13 protein-coding genes and 3 tRNA genes are annotated in these 15,818 nt (G+C 63.6%); 14 read left to right on the top strand and 2 right to left on the bottom strand.

Going from position 1 to position 15,818, the window contains the following annotated elements; all coding sequences use genetic code 11:
* Positions 1-30: 30 nt before the first annotated feature.
* Genes recO through nagZ form a run of 4 tightly spaced genes read left to right on the top strand, consistent with a single transcriptional unit; the run spans position 31 to position 3,126 of the window.
* Entirely contained in the window at positions 31-852 is an 822-nt protein-coding gene (gene recO, locus ACEN9T_RS19540; RefSeq protein WP_045204385.1) for a DNA repair protein RecO, read from the top strand.
* Entirely contained in the window at positions 849-1,640 is a 792-nt protein-coding gene (gene pdxJ / locus ACEN9T_RS19535) for a pyridoxine 5'-phosphate synthase (protein ID WP_027677746.1), read from the top strand. The genes recO and pdxJ overlap by 4 nt, the downstream gene beginning before the upstream one ends.
* Positions 1,637-2,080, top strand: coding sequence for a holo-ACP synthase (gene acpS / locus ACEN9T_RS19530; RefSeq protein ID WP_092971568.1), 444 nt, complete (start codon positions 1,637-1,639; stop codon positions 2,078-2,080). Before pdxJ ends, acpS begins: the two co-directional genes overlap by 4 nt.
* On the top strand, positions 2,077-3,126 hold the full coding sequence (gene nagZ / locus ACEN9T_RS19525; protein ID WP_092971567.1) for a beta-N-acetylhexosaminidase: 1,050 nt from the start codon (positions 2,077-2,079) through the stop codon (positions 3,124-3,126). The genes acpS and nagZ overlap by 4 nt, the downstream gene beginning before the upstream one ends.
* A 75-nt stretch (positions 3,127-3,201) precedes the next feature.
* On the opposite strand, the gene efp is transcribed toward nagZ, so the two are convergent.
* Together efp and earP are read right to left on the bottom strand one after the other, a co-directional pair.
* Positions 3,202-3,771, bottom strand: coding sequence for an elongation factor P (gene efp / locus ACEN9T_RS19520; protein WP_024542043.1), 570 nt, complete (start codon positions 3,769-3,771; stop codon positions 3,202-3,204).
* Positions 3,772-3,893: 122 nt separating this feature from the next.
* Positions 3,894-5,087: an elongation factor P maturation arginine rhamnosyltransferase EarP gene (gene earP, locus ACEN9T_RS19515; RefSeq protein WP_413706808.1), complete on the bottom strand. Its 1,194-nt coding sequence runs from the start codon at positions 5,085-5,087 to the stop codon at positions 3,894-3,896.
* 92 nt (positions 5,088-5,179) lie between these two features.
* On the opposite strand from earP, the gene uvrC reads away from it, so the two are divergent.
* From uvrC to ACEN9T_RS19465, 10 genes are all read left to right on the top strand, one after another.
* The gene (gene uvrC / locus ACEN9T_RS19510; protein ID WP_092971565.1) at positions 5,180-7,153 is read left to right on the top strand and encodes an excinuclease ABC subunit UvrC; all 1,974 of its coding nucleotides are present in this window, start codon (positions 5,180-5,182) and stop codon (positions 7,151-7,153) included.
* Between the two features lie 67 nt (positions 7,154-7,220).
* A complete protein-coding gene (pgsA, locus tag ACEN9T_RS19505; protein ID WP_004635606.1) occupies positions 7,221-7,796 on the top strand; it encodes a CDP-diacylglycerol--glycerol-3-phosphate 3-phosphatidyltransferase in 576 nt (191 codons plus the stop codon).
* A gap of 135 nt (positions 7,797-7,931) precedes the next feature.
* Positions 7,932-8,007, top strand: a tRNA-Gly gene (locus tag ACEN9T_RS19500).
* A gap of 53 nt (positions 8,008-8,060) precedes the next feature.
* A tRNA-Gly gene (locus ACEN9T_RS19495) sits at positions 8,061-8,136 on the top strand.
* 92 nt (positions 8,137-8,228) lie between these two features.
* Positions 8,229-8,302: transfer RNA gene (locus tag ACEN9T_RS19490), tRNA-Cys, on the top strand.
* 239 nt (positions 8,303-8,541) lie between these two features.
* Entirely contained in the window at positions 8,542-9,165 is a 624-nt protein-coding gene (locus ACEN9T_RS19485) for an IS1595 family transposase (protein WP_413706807.1), read from the top strand.
* Between the two features lie 213 nt (positions 9,166-9,378).
* Entirely contained in the window at positions 9,379-10,611 is a 1,233-nt protein-coding gene (locus ACEN9T_RS19480; RefSeq protein WP_413706806.1) for an MFS transporter, read from the top strand.
* Positions 10,612-11,004: 393 nt separating this feature from the next.
* On the top strand, positions 11,005-11,718 hold the full coding sequence (locus ACEN9T_RS19475) for a response regulator transcription factor (RefSeq protein ID WP_092971563.1): 714 nt from the start codon (positions 11,005-11,007) through the stop codon (positions 11,716-11,718).
* Positions 11,702-13,381: a FecR domain-containing protein gene (locus tag ACEN9T_RS19470; RefSeq protein ID WP_413708481.1), complete on the top strand. Its 1,680-nt coding sequence runs from the start codon at positions 11,702-11,704 to the stop codon at positions 13,379-13,381. Before ACEN9T_RS19475 ends, ACEN9T_RS19470 begins: the two co-directional genes overlap by 17 nt.
* Positions 13,374-15,707 carry a CHASE2 domain-containing protein gene (locus ACEN9T_RS19465; RefSeq protein WP_413706805.1) on the top strand — a complete coding sequence of 778 codons (2,334 nt, stop codon included), beginning with the start codon at positions 13,374-13,376 and terminating at the stop codon, positions 15,705-15,707. Before ACEN9T_RS19470 ends, ACEN9T_RS19465 begins: the two co-directional genes overlap by 8 nt.
* Positions 15,708-15,818 lie beyond the last annotated feature (111 nt).

Raw genomic sequence — 15,818 nt, 5'->3', positions numbered from 1 at the left:
CACTCAGCCGGGCCACTCTACACACGCTCGATGGCGGGACGATCCGATCCGATTCCGGACGAGGCCGCGGAATGGCTCGCCGAGGAAAGCGTAGCCGGCGCCGCGCCGCGCAAGAGCTTTCCTGCCGGGCGTTCCGAAACACGCGTTGCTGCGCAGCCGGCCTTCGTGCTGCACAGTTATCCGTATCGGGAAACCAGCCTCATCATCGACGTATTCACGCCGGACTACGGGCGCATGGCGCTGGTCGCCAAGGGGGCCAAGCGACCGCATTCGGCCCTGCGCGCGGTGCTGCAGACGTTCCAGCCGCTGTCGCTATCCTGGAGCGGCCGCGGTGATGTGCGCACGCTGACCCGCGCCGAGTGGGTCGGCGGCATGCTGCCACTGGGCGGGGAGGGGCTGCTATCCGGTTTCTATCTGAACGAACTGCTTGTCAAGTTCGTCGCCCGCGAAGATGGCCACCCGGTGCTGTTCGCGCATTACGTCGAAACACTCAACAAGCTTGCTCATGGTGAACCCGCGGCCTTCACGCTACGCGCGTTCGAACGTGTGTTGCTACGTGAGACTGGCTTCGCTGCGCGGCTCGACCGCTGCATCGACGGGGAGCCGGTGCAAGCCGACGCCGAATACGTCTATCACCCAGAGCGCGGCATCCGGCGGACGCTGCCGAGCGATCCGTCGTCCTGGCCTGTTTTGCGGGGCCAGACGCTGATCGACATGGAACACGACGATTACGCTTCTCGCCCAACGACCGCGCAGCAAAGCCGCAGCCTGATGCGTTTCCTGCTGCATTATCATTTGCACGGCACGCCGCTTTCGACGCGCCAGATCCTGATCGACTTGCAGAAACTATGATCTTTCATGCCTCGCCGGGAATCATCGACCTGGGCATCAACATCGACCACGTCGCCACGCTGCGCAACGCGCGCGGCACCACGTATCCGGACCCGATCGCTGCGGCGCTGTTGGCTGAAGAAGCCGGCGCCGATCTCATCACCTTGCACCTGCGCGAAGATCGCCGCCACATCAAGGACGCCGATGTGCGCGCGCTGCGACCGCAGCTGCGCACGCGCATGAATCTGGAGTGCGCGGTCACGCAGGAGATGCTCGACATCGCGTGCGACGTCGGCCCGCAGGATGTCTGCCTCGTGCCCGAGCGCCGTCAGGAAGTGACCACCGAAGGCGGGCTGGACGTGGTGGGTGGTTTTGCCAAGGTGCAGGCCGCTTGTAAGCAACTGGCCGATGCGGGCATTCGCGTGTCGCTGTTCATCGATCCGGATGCGGCGCAGATCGAGGCCGCTGCAGCTGCCGGCGCCCCCGTCATCGAACTGCACACGGGCCGCTATGCCGAAGCGACCGACGATGCCGAGTTGCGGGCAGAACTTGTCCGCATCGAAACCGCGGTGGAAGAGGGCATCCGCTGGGGCGTGCGCGTGAATGCGGGCCACGGTCTCCACTACACGAACGTGCAGCCGATTGCCGCCATCGCAGGCATTCACGAACTCAACATCGGCCACGCCGTCGTTGCGCATGCGGTGTTTGCCGGCTGGCAGAACGCGGTGCGCGAGATGAAGGCGATCATGGTTGCGGCACGGTTGTCGTCCACGACGCCGGCCGCCGCACACCCGGGCGTGCCTGTATGAACGAACGGGCCGCAGCCACCTCAGCGTCCGGTGCGATTTACGGCATCGGCACCGACATCATCCAGATCGAGCGCGTCGAAGGCGTGATGCAGCGGACCAACGGCCGCTTTGCCGAGAAGGTGCTTGGGCCTGATGAGCTGCGTGTCTATCATGCCCGCAAGGCTCGCTCCGAGCGGCGTGGCCTCGCGTTTCTTGCCACGCGCTTTGCCGCCAAGGAAGCCGTGTCCAAGGCCATCGGACTCGGCATGCGCTGGCCGATGACATGGCGTGCGGTACAGACGCTGAATTTGCCGTCCGGCCAACCTGTGGTGCGCTACAGCGGCGAATTGGCCGACTGGATTGCGCAGCACAGCCTTCATATCCAGATCAGTGTGACGGACGAGCGCGACTACGCAGTTGCCTTCGCCGTCGCCGAGTTGCAAACGAAATCCTCCGCATGACTCAAACCAAGAAACAGAAGCGCCCCGGCCCGATCGTTCTGGATGTTGCCGGCCTGGAACTGGGCCCCGACGATGTTCGGCGCATTGCCCATCCGTTGACGGGCGGTGTGATCCTGTTTGCGCGCAACTTTGAATCGCGCGCGCAATTGACGGCGCTTACGCAGGCCATTCGCGCGATTCGCAACGACGTGCTCATTTGCATCGACCACGAAGGCGGTCGCGTGCAACGCGCCAAGACCGACGGTTTTACGCACCTGCCGGCCATGGGGGCGCTGGGCAAGCTTTGGGACACCGACGTGCTGGCCGCCACGCGCGCTGCCACCGCTTGCGGCTATGTGCTGGCCGCTGAACTGCGCGCGTGCGATATCGACCTCAGCTTCACGCCCGTGCTCGATCTGGACTACGGCAGCAGCAGCGTGATCGGCGATCGCGCGTTCCATCGCGACCCGCGCGTGGTCACGATGCTCGCCAACCATCTGACGCTGGGCTTGCGCCTGGCCGGCATGTCCAATTGCGGCAAGCATTTCCCCGGCCACGGCTACGTCCAGGCCGATTCGCACATCGCCGTGCCGGTGGACGAGCGCCCGCTGGAGGCCATCCTCGCAGACGACGCGCAGCCCTACGGCTGGATGGGAATCGGCCTGCAGTCGGTGATGCCGGCACACGTGATTTATTCGGCGGTCGATCCGAATCCGGCGGGCTTCTCTCGCTTCTGGCTGCAGGACATGCTGCGGGCGCATTTCAACTTTGACGGCGTGATCTTCAGCGATGACCTGAGCATGGAGGGCGCGAGCGTTGCTGGCACGGTCGTCGACGGTGCGCGAGCGGCGCTCACGGCCGGCTGCGACATGGTGCTGATCTGCAATGCACCGGAAAAGGCCGATCAACTGCTTGGCGAATTGGATGTGCCGATGGGCAAGGCGTCGCAGCGGCGCGTGCGGCGGTTGTTTGGCGGCCGCGCCGTGAAGGACTGGGCGAAGCTGCAGCAACAATCGGCTTATAAGCAGGCGCTGCGTACGTTACGCGAGGCAAAACTCATCAAGTAGCCTCGAAACGCCAAGAAGTCTGCTCGAAAAAGAAAAGGCTCCCGAGGGAGCCTTTCTTCTTGCTGCGACGCCAGCTTACTTGGCGCGGCTGCGGTACTCGTCGGTGCGCGTGTCGATTTCGATCTTCTCGCCGATGTTGCAGAACAGCGGGACCATGATCGTGAATTCTTCGTTGTCGTTGATGCGAGCCGCCTTCAGAACCTTGCCCGACGACGTGTCGCCCTTGACGGCCGGTTCGGTGTAGACGATTTCGCGAACGACCGTCGTCGGCAGTTCCACCGAGATAGCGTTCTCGTTGTAGAACGTCACCTCGACCTTCATGCCGTCTTGCAGGTAGTTCAGCGCGCTGCCCATGGCCGCAGGCTCAACGTTGTACTGTTCATAGGTGACCGGGTCCATGAACACGTACATCGTGCCGTCGAAGTAGGAGTACTCGGCTTCCTTCTTCTCGAGGATGACTTGGTCCATCTTGTCGTCGGCGTTGAACACCGATTCGCCGCCTGCACCCGTCAGCAGGTTCTTGTACTTCATCTTGACGACGGCGCCCGAACGGCCCGAACGGCTGTACTCGGTCTTGAGAACGACCATTGCGTCGTTGCCGATCATGAACACGTTGCCAGCGCGGAGTTCTTGCGCGATTTTCAAAGCCATTTCAAAGTTCCTGAGAGTAAGAGGGTTCGATGCGCGCCAAGCAACGAAGCACCGCGCGATACCCTCCGGGCCGCGCGAACCAGGTCAGAGCCGGGGGTCGCATACAGATCAGCCCGCTATTTTACCTGTTTTTCGCAAAAAGCCACCAAATTCGCGGCGAGATCGCCTAGTTGCATCAAGCTTTGCTCCCACGTGACGGCTCGTACGCGCAGGCGCTCCGCGGTGCCCGCAAAGTCCGCCCAGTTGAGTGACGCCGGCGCACCATTCCAGGCGTGCCAGAAAGCAATGAGCGCCTTGGCGTCAGCCTCTGCCAGAGCGGCGGTATAGCGCGCCAGAAAGGCGTCCAGCTTCATGAGATGCACGTCGTCGCTCTGGGGATAGATGTGCCAAACAAAAGGTTTCAGCGCCCATTGGGCGCGCACGAATGAGTCTTCTCCGCGCACGAAGTTGATGTCGCAAGCCCAGAGGAGCGGGTCGTAATGCTCCTGTGGCACGAATGGCACGACGGCTACGCTCAGGTTGCCGCGCGTCCACCGAGCGCCTGTCTGGGCGCCACTGCCGTCACTCAAAAGCTCGGCGATTTGCATGGCAGCCAAGCCCTCTGGAACTAGGCAGATGATCGGCTGTGGCGCTGCTGCCCACTGAGCGACCAGCGTTGGCAGCGCCGGGTTGGCATAGGCGAACAGGCTCACTCGCAGGGCGTCAGGGCTGTCGCGCATCAGGTCGTCGACGCCGAGGCGGTGCCACAACGCCTGGTGGGCGGCGGGGCTTGCCTCGAACGTCTTGCGTTGGGCGCCAAGATGCGATTCCCGCAGTACGCCGCCGGTGTTGCGTGCAAAGCCGGGGAAGAAGAAATGTTTGACCAGCGGCAACCGCATATGTGGCGACTGCATCGCGTGGTGCTCGGCCACCCAGTTTTCGGCGCTCAGGTATTCGAGGTTGATCCAGACCGGCGCCGATCCTTGGGATGCCCGCGCGGCCATGAGCGTCAGCATGGGCTCAGGGACGGCGCATGCGAAGGCGCCGACCACCACGTCATGCAGCGCGGGGTGTGCATCCGCAGCGAGCAGGCTGGCGACCTGCGCATCGTCAGCCCAGTGGCGAATATCTACGCCCGAGACGCGCTGCGCCTCGGCCTTTGCGTCAACAGCGGGGCAGATCTTTTCGAACGAGCGGAGATCGTCGACCCACAGGCGGACGGTGTGGCCGTGCTCTTGTACAAGCTGACGGGCCAGGCGCCAGCAGACGCCGATGTCCCCGTAATTGTCGACGACGCGGCAAAAGAGATCCCAGGATGTGATGGTGCGCATGCAGGAAGGCGAGTCGGGCAGCGAAGAGGAGCGGGCCGACATTGTAGTCGGCAGCTTGTTCTACACTGACGGCCTCTGACCCAGCGAACGCCATGTCGTCCGACCCCACGCAACCCCAGCCCCCCGAGACGCCCGAGAGCGTCGAGCCCTGCGCGCCCGCGAACGTGCCCGAATTCGACGCGAAAGCGCATATCGCGCGCTTGCCGAACCTGCCGGGCGTGTATCGCTACTTTGATGCGCAGGGCAACGTGCTCTATGTGGGCAAGGCACGCGACCTCAAGAAGCGCGTGTCGAGCTACTTCAACAAAACGCTGCTTTCGCCGCGCATCGCGATGATGGTGGCGAAGATCGCGCGCATCGACACCACGGTCGTGCGCAGCGAGGCCGAAGCGCTACTGCTCGAGAACAACCTCATCAAAGCGCTGGCGCCCCGCTACAACATCCTGTTTCGCGACGACAAGTCGTATCCGTATCTGAAGCTCACGCAGCACGCGTATCCGCGCATGGCGTATTACCGCGGCGCGACCGATCGCAGGCATCAGTATTTCGGCCCATTCCCGAGTGCGCATGCGGTGCGTGAGAGCATGCAGATTCTGCAGAAGGTGTTCCAGCTCCGCACGTGCGAAGACACCGTCTTCAACAACCGGACGCGGCCCTGCCTGCTGCATCAGATCCATCGCTGCAGCGGCCCGTGCGTGCAGGCGATCAGCGCAGAGGATTACGCGCGTGACGTCGCCAACGCCGCCGGTTTCCTGCAGGGCCGGCAGGACGAGGTCATGCAGACGTTGCAGGACAAGATGCAGCGCTACGCTGAATCGCTGGAGTTCGAGCAGGCCGCCATCGTGCGCGACCAGATCGGCGCATTGTCGACGGTGCTCAAGCAGCAGTCGGTGGAGGAGGTGGGCCACGCCAGCGACATCGACATCCTGGCGGTTGCCATCAAGGGCGGCCACGCGTGCGTGAACCTCGCGATGGTGCGCGGCGGGCGCCATCTGGGTGACAAAGCTTACTTCCCTACGCATGTTGAAGAGGGCGCCGCCATTGTCGGCGTGGATGTGGAAGCCGATGGTGAGACTGCGGCAGAAACATCACGCGATGCCGAACGCATGGCCAGCGACATCCTCGAAGCCTTCGTCGCGCAGCACTATCTCGATCAGTTTGTGCCGCCGGTGCTGGTGGTCAGCCATCAGATTCACGCAACCGAGTTGATCGACGCGCTGGCCGAGCAGGCCGGGCGCCGCGTTTCGGTTGTGCGTCAGCCGCAGGGCGGGCGCCGCGCGTGGCTGGAGATGGCGGAGAAGGGTGCCGAGCTGTCGCTGATGCGTCGCCTTTCCGAGCAAGGCAGCCAGCAGGCCCGCACACTTGCGCTGGCCGAGACCATCGGCATTGATCTCGAAGACCTTGCCGCGCTGCGGGTCGAGTGCTTTGACATCAGCCACACCGCCGGCGAAGCCACGCAGGCCTCGTGCGTGGTCTTTCACAGCCACGCCATGCAAAACAGCGAATACCGCCGCTATAACATCCAGGACATCACTCCGGGCGACGACTACGCGGCCATGCGGCAAGTCCTCACGCGCCGCTACCAGAAGATCGTCGAGCAGGCTGGCGAAGACACCCCCAACATGCCAAGCATTGTGCTGATCGACGGCGGCAAGGGGCAGGTGGAAGTCGCGCGCCAGGTCTTTGAGGAGCTTGGGCTGGATATTGGGTTGCTCGTCGGCGTGGCCAAGGGCGAGGGGCGCAAGGTCGGCCTGGAAACGCTCATCTTTGCCGATGGTCGCCCGTCACTGGAGTTAGGTCAGGGCAGCGCTGCACTGATGCTTGTCGCGCAGATTCGAGATGAAGCGCACCGCTTTGCCATCACCGGCATGCGTGCCAAGCGGGCCAAGGCGCGCAATACGTCGAGGCTGGAAGAGATCGAAGGCATCGGCGCCAAGCGCCGGCAGCGGTTGCTGGCGCGCTTCGGCGGCCTGCGTGGTGTGCTGGCAGCGAGCGTCGCCGAACTCGCCACGGTGGAAGGTATCTCGCAGACCCTGGCCGAAGAAATCTACCGTCAGCTGCATTGATCGGCGACAATGCCCCATCTTGTCGCGTCGGTTTGCGCTTGCGCGGCGGTTGTCCTCTCGATTTGCCATGCCCTTCAACTTCCCGATCCTCCTGACCTGGTTGCGTGTGGCCATGATCCCGCTGGTGGTGGGCGTGTTCTACGTGCCGGACACCTGGATGGCACTGCCCGCCAAGAACCTCACGGCCGCGGTGTTCTTCATCGTTGCAAGCCTCACCGATTGGTTCGACGGCTTTCTTGCTCGCCGCTGGAACCAGACGTCCGCTTTCGGGGCCTTCCTCGATCCGGTCGCCGACAAGCTGATGGTGGCCGCCGCGCTGCTGGTGCTGCTGTCATTGGGCCGTGTCTCGGACGTCATCGCACTCGTCATCATTGGCCGTGAGATCACCATCTCCGCACTGCGTGAGTGGATGGCGCAAATTGGCGCGTCGAAGAGCGTGGCCGTCAACTTCCTCGGCAAGCTCAAGACAACCTTCCAGATGATCGCGATTCCGTTGCTGCTGTTCGAGGGCCGCCTGTTCGGCATGATCGACGCGCAGGTGTGGGGCACGTGGCTGATTTACGTGGCGGCGGTGCTCACGCTGTGGTCGATGGCGTACTACATGAAGCTCGCCTGGCCACAGATTCGCGAGCGCGCAAAATGAGCCTGTAAAAACTCTTGCGCAAAACTGTTGACGAGGACGATCTTTCTTTGCCATAATTTCGTTCTCGCGTTGCAGTGATGTGACGCAAACGGTCTGGCAGCACAAAGGTTGTACGGCAGTGCTGATAGCCAAAATGCGGGAATAGCTCAGTTGGTAGAGCGCAACCTTGCCAAGGTTGAGGTCGCGAGTTCGAGCCTCGTTTCCCGCTCCAGTTTGAAATGTGTGGCCGTGTTGATGTGATGGCGCGGCGGCATAACCGGTTACGCGGGAATAGCTCAGTTGGTAGAGCGCAACCTTGCCAAGGTTGAGGTCGCGAGTTCGAGCCTCGTTTCCCGCTCCAATCCCGAAGGGAAGCCTTGCTTCCCTTTTTCTTTATCGGCACGGCAAACACGCGGTTCTTCATGAATTGCTACAATGCGGTGCTGAGCCCCTGGCGGGGTAGCAAAGTGGTTATGCAGCGGCCTGCAAAGCCGTGTACGCCGGTTCGATTCCGGCCTCCGCCTCCAGAATGAAAAAAGCCCCGACTGGTTCGGGGCTTTTTGTTTGGTAATTCCCACCCAAACCGGACCAGAGTTACCCTGGTCCGACGATGAAATGCTGTCCTGAATGTTCCGCAAGCCGGCCCTACAGACTGTCCGATGGACGACTCAAGTGTCGCGCCTGCGGCAAGCGATTTAGCTGGACCTCGGTGTGGGACTCTGTGCGTCTGAGCAGCCGCGAGAAGACGCGTTTGCTGGAGTTGTTCGTGCTGGGTGTGCCGGTGTATCGGCAGCGTTTCGATACGTCGGTCAGCTCCAAATCGCGAGAACGTTTTTATCGGTTGATCCGCGCCTGCATGGCGCAACAAGAGCAGTTGCGTGAGCCGTTCACCGGCACGCTGGAATGCGACGAAACCACATTCGGCGGGGCTCGGCACGGCAAGCGGGGTTGGGGTGCGTCTGGCAAGGTGGTGGTCTTCGGCATCGTCAAACGCAATGGCGAAGTGAAGGCTGCACCGATTGCTCGGCACGACCAGGCGACCATCATGGAGCAGATCCAGGCCCATACCCGCGAGGGCTCGCTGTACTACACCGATGCCTGGCAGGCCTATGCCACCTTGCGCTTACGGGGTGGCCACGTGGTGGTGCGCAAGGAGAAGGGCAAACCGGTTGGCCGGGACCACATCAACGGTATCGAGGGCTTCTGGAGCTACGCCAAAAACTGGCTCTATCCGTACCGTGGCGTGCCCAGCAAATTCTTCCATCTTTACTTGGCTGAAACCTGCTATCGGTTCAACCACCCCGACGAGGACCTGAAACCCTTGTTGCGCAAGCTTCTGCAGGCAACTCCTACCCTCGAAATCCAACCCATTTTGGTCCGGTTTGGGTAGGAATTACCTTTTGTTTTTGCATCGTGCACGATGCGCTTGCTTCGGCCTAACGTCTCCGTCCTGCATTCCTTAGTTTGGACAGCGCGCCACCGCAGCGTTGGCGCAGATCCAGACGGCATTGCCAAACAATCCCTCCTCGGGTAAGTGGTTGCATGAAAAAACTGGTTTGCCTAGACTCAAGTGGTTTTAATTTAAAACCATTTGAGACAGCCGATGCCCTCTGATTGCGTTGCCGAACATTCGTCTACCGAGCGTGCCGCTCCCTCTGCAGCACTGCCCCGCGCGTGGGTTGTCATGCTGGCGCTTTGCGCAGCGGCTAGCGTATCGAACGTCTACTTTGCCCAGCCGTTGCTCGAACCATTGGCCCGTGAATTTGCACTCAGCGATGCATGGGCGGGCGGCATCATCGGCGCGACACAAGCTGGCTGTGCGCTTGCCCTGGCGCTCGTCGTGCCGCTGGGGGACCGCTGGCCACGCAAGCCATTGCTGTTGATGCAGCTCGTCCTGCTCACGCTGGCGTTGCTCGCGGTAGCCCTTACGCAGATGCGCTGGTGGCTGCTGCTCGGCATGTTCTCCGTAGGCTTGCTTGGCACCGCGATGACGCAAGGACTGATCGCCTGTGCCGCCGCGTTGGCGCCATCGGCAGAGCGCGGGCGTGTGGTCGGTGCGGTGCAGGGCGGGGTCGTGATCGGTCTTTTGCTGGCGCGTGCCGTTGCTGGCTGGATCTCGGATGCCGCAGGCTGGCGCGCCGTCTATACGGCATCAGCCGGTTTCTCGGCAGCGATGCTTTTTTTGCTGTGGCGCTCGTTGCCTGCCCCGCCGACCGCGCTTTCTCCCATGGGATACACCGCGCTCCTGCGCTCGATGGGGCAACTCTTGATGACCGAACCTGTGTTGCAGGTACGCGGCCTGATCGGTTTGCTGATGTTCGCGGTGTTTAATGTGTTCTGGAGCGCGATGGCGCTAGCTTTGAGCGCTCCTCCCTATGCGCTCTCAACGGCGGGTATCGGTGCATTCGGTTTGGTTGGGGCGATTGGTGCGCTGGCTGCTGCGCGAGCGGGGCATCTGGCTGACCGTGGCTGGGCGCAGACGACAACGGGCATCGCCCTGGGATTGCTGTTGCTCGCGTGGTTGCCGCTCGGTCTCGGGCTGCAGCATCTCGCGTGGCTGATCGTCGGCGTGATTTTGTTGGATTTGGGTGGCCAAGCCGTGCATGTGCTGAACCAGAGTCTGATTTTCCGCTTGCAGCCGGAAGCACATAGTCGGTTGGTCGGCGCGTACATGCTGTTTTATGCCGCAGGAAGCGGGCTGGGGGCGATGGCTTCGACCGCGGTGTATGCGTGGGCGGGGTGGCCCTGGGTATGCGTACTGGGGGCAGCTCTTAGCTTGGTGGCGCTGGGGTTCTGGGCAGCGACCGCGACTTGGGCGCGCGGGCAGGGGCGCTAGTGGAGGGCCTGCTTGTGAGGCGCGGGGTACGTATACCCGGTAGCCGCCGCCCGCCGGCGGGCCAGCCTCTATACTTGCTCCACACTCGCACCTTGTAATGGCGTGATAAAAAATGATAGAACGCCATGGAAACTCGGCTCCGCGCTTGGCTTTTCACAATTGTTTGCAATATGACAGGGGCGGCCTTTTAGCATGAGTTGGGCTCAAGCCGGTGTGCGATACCTGCTGGCAGGGCGTGGGTAAGGTCTTGCGCGGGGGCATGTGCCGCGCCAATGGTGGCTGGTGGATCGAACAACGATGCACCGGTCCGGGACCCGATCAAAACGACAAAGGGAGTGACCCGGCATTCCGCATAGCGATAGCCGGACCCGTTACGGGGAAAGGGCAGTCCAGATGGCGATACGAATTGCCTCGGTAGAAGACAACCAGGCGCAATCGGATTTGATCCGAGAGATCCTGGTTTCGTCCGGATACGAATGCGAGTGTTTCAGTAACGGGGATGCCTTCGTCAAGGCGCTGCGGGATCGCACGTTCGATCTGCTGCTGCTCGACTGGCAGTTGCCCGATATCAGCGGCATCCAGCTTGTGAGCTGGGTGCGGCAGACGGTCGGCCCGGCGCTGCCGGTGCTGTTTCTGACCAACCGATCGCTCGAAGACGACGTGGTGCGGGGCCTGGCTGCCGGCGCCGACGATTACGTCATCAAGCCGGTGCGTCGCGCCGAATTGGTGGCACGCGTCGGAGCGCTGCTGCGTCGTGCAGCGCCGCGCACGGGTGAATCGCTCGAACGCATTCGCGTCGGCCCGTATGCGGTGGATCCGGTCGGGCGCGTGCTGACGTTGAATGGCTCGCAGGTCGAGCTGTCGCCGCGCGAGTTTGATCTTGGGTTGTACCTGTTCCGCAACATCGGCAAGCTGGTGCCGCGCGAGCTGATCGAGCAGGCGGTCTGGGGGCGGAGCATTGGGCCGGATTCGCGCACACTGGCCACGCATATCTCCAAGCTGCGGCTCAAACTCGATCTCAATCAGAAGAATGGCGTGCGGCTGGTCTCGGTGTATTCGCATGGCTATCGCCTCGAAACCACGCAGGAAGATGGTGAAGCAAGCTGACGCAATCTGGGGTGGTTTGATTGGGCGCGCCGCGTTTGTCGGCGCGTTCGTTCTTTTTGGCGGCGTGTGGCAGCCGGCAACGGCTCAGCCTTCCGGCGCCGATGGCACCGATTTCCTTTATCGCGTGCAGCAGGGCGACACACTGATCAACCTTGCAGCGCGTTACATGGACAGCGTCGATGGCTGGCGCCTGCTGCAGCAGCGCAACCATGTGGTGGATCCGTATCGGTTGAAGCCCGGCTCGCTCGTTCGGATTCCGTTCGATCGCATTCCGGTGGTGCCGGCGACGGCCCAGGTGGTGTTTGCCCGCGATGCAACGACCGGCGGCAAGCCGCTGCAAGCGGGCATGAGGCTCGCAGAAGCGTCGCAGATTGATACCGGCGACAAAGGCGCTGTGACGCTGGCATTTGATGACGGCACGCGCGTTACGGTGCCGCCGGGCAGCCACGTGGCGCTGTCGCGTGTGCGAGCGTTTGCGCGTGCCGGGCTGATCGACGTGCGCGTGCACGTAAAGCAGGGCGAGGCCGACTCCAATGTCTCGCCCAGGAAGAGCGGTGTGGGCCGGTACGAGATTTCCACGCCCGCGCTGGTGACGGGCGTGCGCGGTACGCGTTTCCGCGTGCAGGCGAGCGAAGCCGTATCGACGAGTTCCGTGCTCGAAGGCGAGGTGGCCACGCGCGCCGGTCGCCAGCAGCAGGCGGTCAAGGCCGGCTTTGGCGTGCAGGCATCGGATGGGCACCTCAAGCGCGCAGCGCTGCCTGCTGCGCCCAAGCTCGACGCCATCCCCCAGCTTGTGCAGACGCCGTGCCTGCGCGCAACGTGGCAGCCCGTCAAGGGCGCGGTCGGCTATCGAGCTGCCGTGGCGCGCGATGCCGCCCTGACCGAACTCAGCGCTTACCAAGTGAGCAAGACGCCCGCAGTAACGCTCTGCGGCGATGAGGACGGCGACTACACGCTCGTCGTGCAAAGCATCGATGCGCTCGGGCTGACAAGCGAGTCGGCCACGCGGCCGTTCACCGTGCGCCTGCACCCGGAAGCGCCCTATACGATCCAGCCCGCCACCGGCCGGACTTACCGCAGCGGCGACGTGGCATTCGCATGGGCTGCCGTGTCCGATGCTGGCAGCTACGACATGGAAGTCGCAGACGCAGAGACCTTTGCCTCGCCGGCTGTCCAGCAGCATGCCAAAGATGTGCGTCTGACCAAGCCATTGACGGCCGGCACATGGTGGTGGCGTGTGCGCTCCGTGGCCGCAGACGGCAAGACGGGCCCGTGGAGCGATGCGCTGCGTTTTCGCGTGCTCGACATTCCACCGGATGCCGTGCCGACAGCCGCAGTGGAAGCCGGCGACGATGGCAAGCTGCACGCTCACTGGTCTGCGCTGCCGCCGGAGTTGGCGGCATCTGGCGCGCGCACGCGTGTGCAACTGGCGGGCGACACAAGCTTCGCCAAGCCCATCGCCGACATTGTGAGCGAAGGCAATGAGGCCACCATTCCGCGGCCGCCGTCCGGCGTGTATTACATCCGCACCGGCGTAGACCTGGGCGATGCGGCATCGGTGGTCTACGCTAAGCCGCAGCGCATTGACGTCGGCACCTTCGTCGGTGACTCCGCGCGCAGCCCGGTGCAGAGCGGCGGCAGCAATCTCCTTCTCAATGACTGAACCCGTACCCGCCAAGTCGGATGTGCGCAGCCTGGGGCGGCGCGCGTTGGTGGAGTGGGGCGTGCTGGTGGTGTTGGCTGCGCTACTGACGTTGGGTGCGGTGCGCTGGAGCGTGGTCGCGCGGCTTGACGCGGCGCTGTACGACACCGTCATCACGCTGCACGGGCATGCGCCGCGCGACGATATCGTCATCGTGGCCATTGATGACCAAAGCCTTGACGCGGTGGGGCGCTGGCCGTGGCCGCGCAGCCGGCTGGCCGATCTGATTGCGCGCGTGGGCCAGGCGCAGCCGCGCGCCATCGGCGTCGATATTCTGCTGATCGAGCCCGATCTTGCGCAGCCCGAAGGCGATCGGGCGTTGACCGCTGCCATCGAGCGGGCTGGAAACGTCATCCTGCCCGCGCTGCCTGAGCGCACGGAGCAGGGGCGCGTGTATCACTATCCGTTCCTTGGTATCAACGCGTCCGTCGCACATATCAATGCCGCTCCCGACGCGGACAGCGTCGTGCGTGGCATGTATCTGGCCGAGGGCCCGCGTGCTCATGTGCTGGACCATCTTGCCGTGCAGCTCGCGCGGCAGGTAGCGCAACCGCCGGCCTCCATACCGGTGTTGTCTGATGTGGAGACCGATGCCGGCGGCTGGACGCGGCGGGCGCATATCCGCCTGAATTTTGCGGGCCCGGCCGGTACATACCGGCATGTGCCGGCGCTGGATGTGCTCAATGGTCACGTGCCGCCCGAGGTGCTTGCCGGCAAGCTGGTGCTAATCGGGGCGACGGCATCGGGCGTGTCCGATATCTTTGCGACGCCGCCTTCGCGCACGATGAGCGGCGTCGAAGTGCTGGCCAACGCCACGCAAACCGTACTCGACGGCAGCGCCATCCTGCCTGTGCCTGCGGGCGTGTTCTGGGCGATGACGCTGCTTCCCTTGCTGATGACCGCGTTTGCCGTGCGTTGGCTCACGCCGCGCATGGCGCTTGCCGTGGCGCTGGCGGGTGCCGCCGTGTTGTTGTTGAGCACGGTTGGTGCGCTGGTGTTCGGCAATCGCTGGTTGCCGCCGTTTGCCGCGTTGGTTGGCCCGCTGGTGCTGTATCCGCTGTGGAGTTGGCGCCAGCAGGAAGCCGCGTTGCGCTTTCTGCGCGACGAGATGCAGCGCCTGGCGCGCGAGCCCGGCTTGTTGGGCGATACCGCGCCGCTCGCCCGCACCGGCCGCACCTTGGGCGCGCACATGGATGCCGTCGCCTCGCTCATTGACAAGCTGCGCGGGCTGCGCCGCTTCCTGGCCGATGCCCTGGAGAGCCTGCCTGATGCCACGGTCGTCTGCACGCACGACGGCGCGATCCGCCTGGCGAACGGCCGCAGCGCAGATCTGGCCGGCCAATTGCAGACGCCCGGCCAGAACCGCGCCGCCGCGTTGCGCGACCTGCCGACGCTGCTGGCGCGTGCGTTTTCCGACCCCGCCGCTGGCGAGTACTACTGGGCGCGCTGGCTGGCCAATCCCACCGGGCTCGAGCCTGTCGAGTTGCAGACACACGATGGCCGCTCGATGTTGATGCACGCAGCCGCGTTGCGGGACGAAGCGGGTCGCCCCGTCGATATCATCGTCAGCTTTGCCGACATCACCCCCGTGCGCCAGGCCGAGCGCCATCGCGAAGAAGCGCTGCGCTTCATCTCACACGACATGCGTTCGCCGCAGAGCGCCATCCTGGCTCTGATCGAACTGCAGCGCGATGCGTCGCGCGCGTTGGATCGCGACGTGCTGCTCTCACGCATTGAGCAACTGTCGTCGCGCACGCTGGAACTGGCCGACGCCTTCATCGACCTGGCGCGCGCCGAATCGCAAACACTCAAGCTGGTGGATGTGGACCTGGTGGGCCTGGTCCTCGACGCCGCTGACGAGGTCTGGCCGCTCGCGAATCGTCACCAGGTGGAAGTGCGCGTGGTGGCCGACATCGAAGCGGCCGTGCGGGCCGAGCCGCGTTTGCTCGTGCGCGCACTGGTGAATCTGCTCAACAACGCCATCAAGTTCAGCGCGGCGGGTTCTGTGGTCACCGTGTCGGTAGAACAGGACGAGGCGACGTTCTCAGTGGCCGTGGCCGACCAAGGTGCCGGTATTGCCCTGCCTGATCAGCCGCGCTTGTTCCAGCCGTTCCACCGCTTGCATGAGGACATGGCCAACGCGCCGTCCGGCAGCGGGCTGGGCCTCGTATTCGTGAAAACGGTGGTCGACCGGCACGGCGGCCGCATTGCCGTGCAAAGCGCTCCGGGGCTTGGTTCCACCTTCACGCTGTCGCTACCGCGCGTCGCGCATCGCCACGACGCCTGAGGCCATCGCGGTCTCGTGTGGCCTTTGCCACATTTCCTTTTCAATCATTTGCATTTTGGTATTGCGGCGGCCCTACAGTTCATTGGCCGACCCGCACAGCATGCGCCGGTG

This window comes from Ralstonia sp. Ralssp110, from assembly GCF_047325135.1.
In the GTDB taxonomy this organism is placed as follows: domain Bacteria; phylum Pseudomonadota; class Gammaproteobacteria; order Burkholderiales; family Burkholderiaceae; genus Ralstonia; species Ralstonia mojiangensis.
The sequence above is the reverse complement of the archived record's forward strand: the minus strand, read 5'-3'. Positions and strand labels throughout refer to the sequence as shown.

What these genes read in the sequence shown, in the direction of transcription:
- earP (WP_413706808.1), bottom strand. Translation starts at nt 5,087, where the DNA reads ATGCGCACCATCACATCCTGGGATCTCTTTTGCCGCGTCGTCGACAAT.
- uvrC (WP_092971565.1), top strand. Translation starts at nt 5,180, where the DNA reads ATGTCGTCCGACCCCACGCAACCCCAGCCCCCCGAGACGCCCGAGAGC.
- recO (WP_045204385.1), top strand. Translation starts at nt 31, where the DNA reads ATGGCGGGACGATCCGATCCGATTCCGGACGAGGCCGCGGAATGGCTC.
- pdxJ (WP_027677746.1), top strand. Translation starts at nt 849, where the DNA reads ATGATCTTTCATGCCTCGCCGGGAATCATCGACCTGGGCATCAACATC.
- ACEN9T_RS19480 (WP_413706806.1), top strand. Translation starts at nt 9,379, where the DNA reads ATGCCCTCTGATTGCGTTGCCGAACATTCGTCTACCGAGCGTGCCGCT.
- nagZ (WP_092971567.1), top strand. Translation starts at nt 2,077, where the DNA reads ATGACTCAAACCAAGAAACAGAAGCGCCCCGGCCCGATCGTTCTGGAT.
- pgsA (WP_004635606.1), top strand. Translation starts at nt 7,221, where the DNA reads ATGCCCTTCAACTTCCCGATCCTCCTGACCTGGTTGCGTGTGGCCATG.
- ACEN9T_RS19475 (WP_092971563.1), top strand. Translation starts at nt 11,005, where the DNA reads ATGGCGATACGAATTGCCTCGGTAGAAGACAACCAGGCGCAATCGGAT.
- acpS (WP_092971568.1), top strand. Translation starts at nt 1,637, where the DNA reads ATGAACGAACGGGCCGCAGCCACCTCAGCGTCCGGTGCGATTTACGGC.
- ACEN9T_RS19470 (WP_413708481.1), top strand. Translation starts at nt 11,702, where the DNA reads ATGGTGAAGCAAGCTGACGCAATCTGGGGTGGTTTGATTGGGCGCGCC.
- ACEN9T_RS19465 (WP_413706805.1), top strand. Translation starts at nt 13,374, where the DNA reads ATGACTGAACCCGTACCCGCCAAGTCGGATGTGCGCAGCCTGGGGCGG.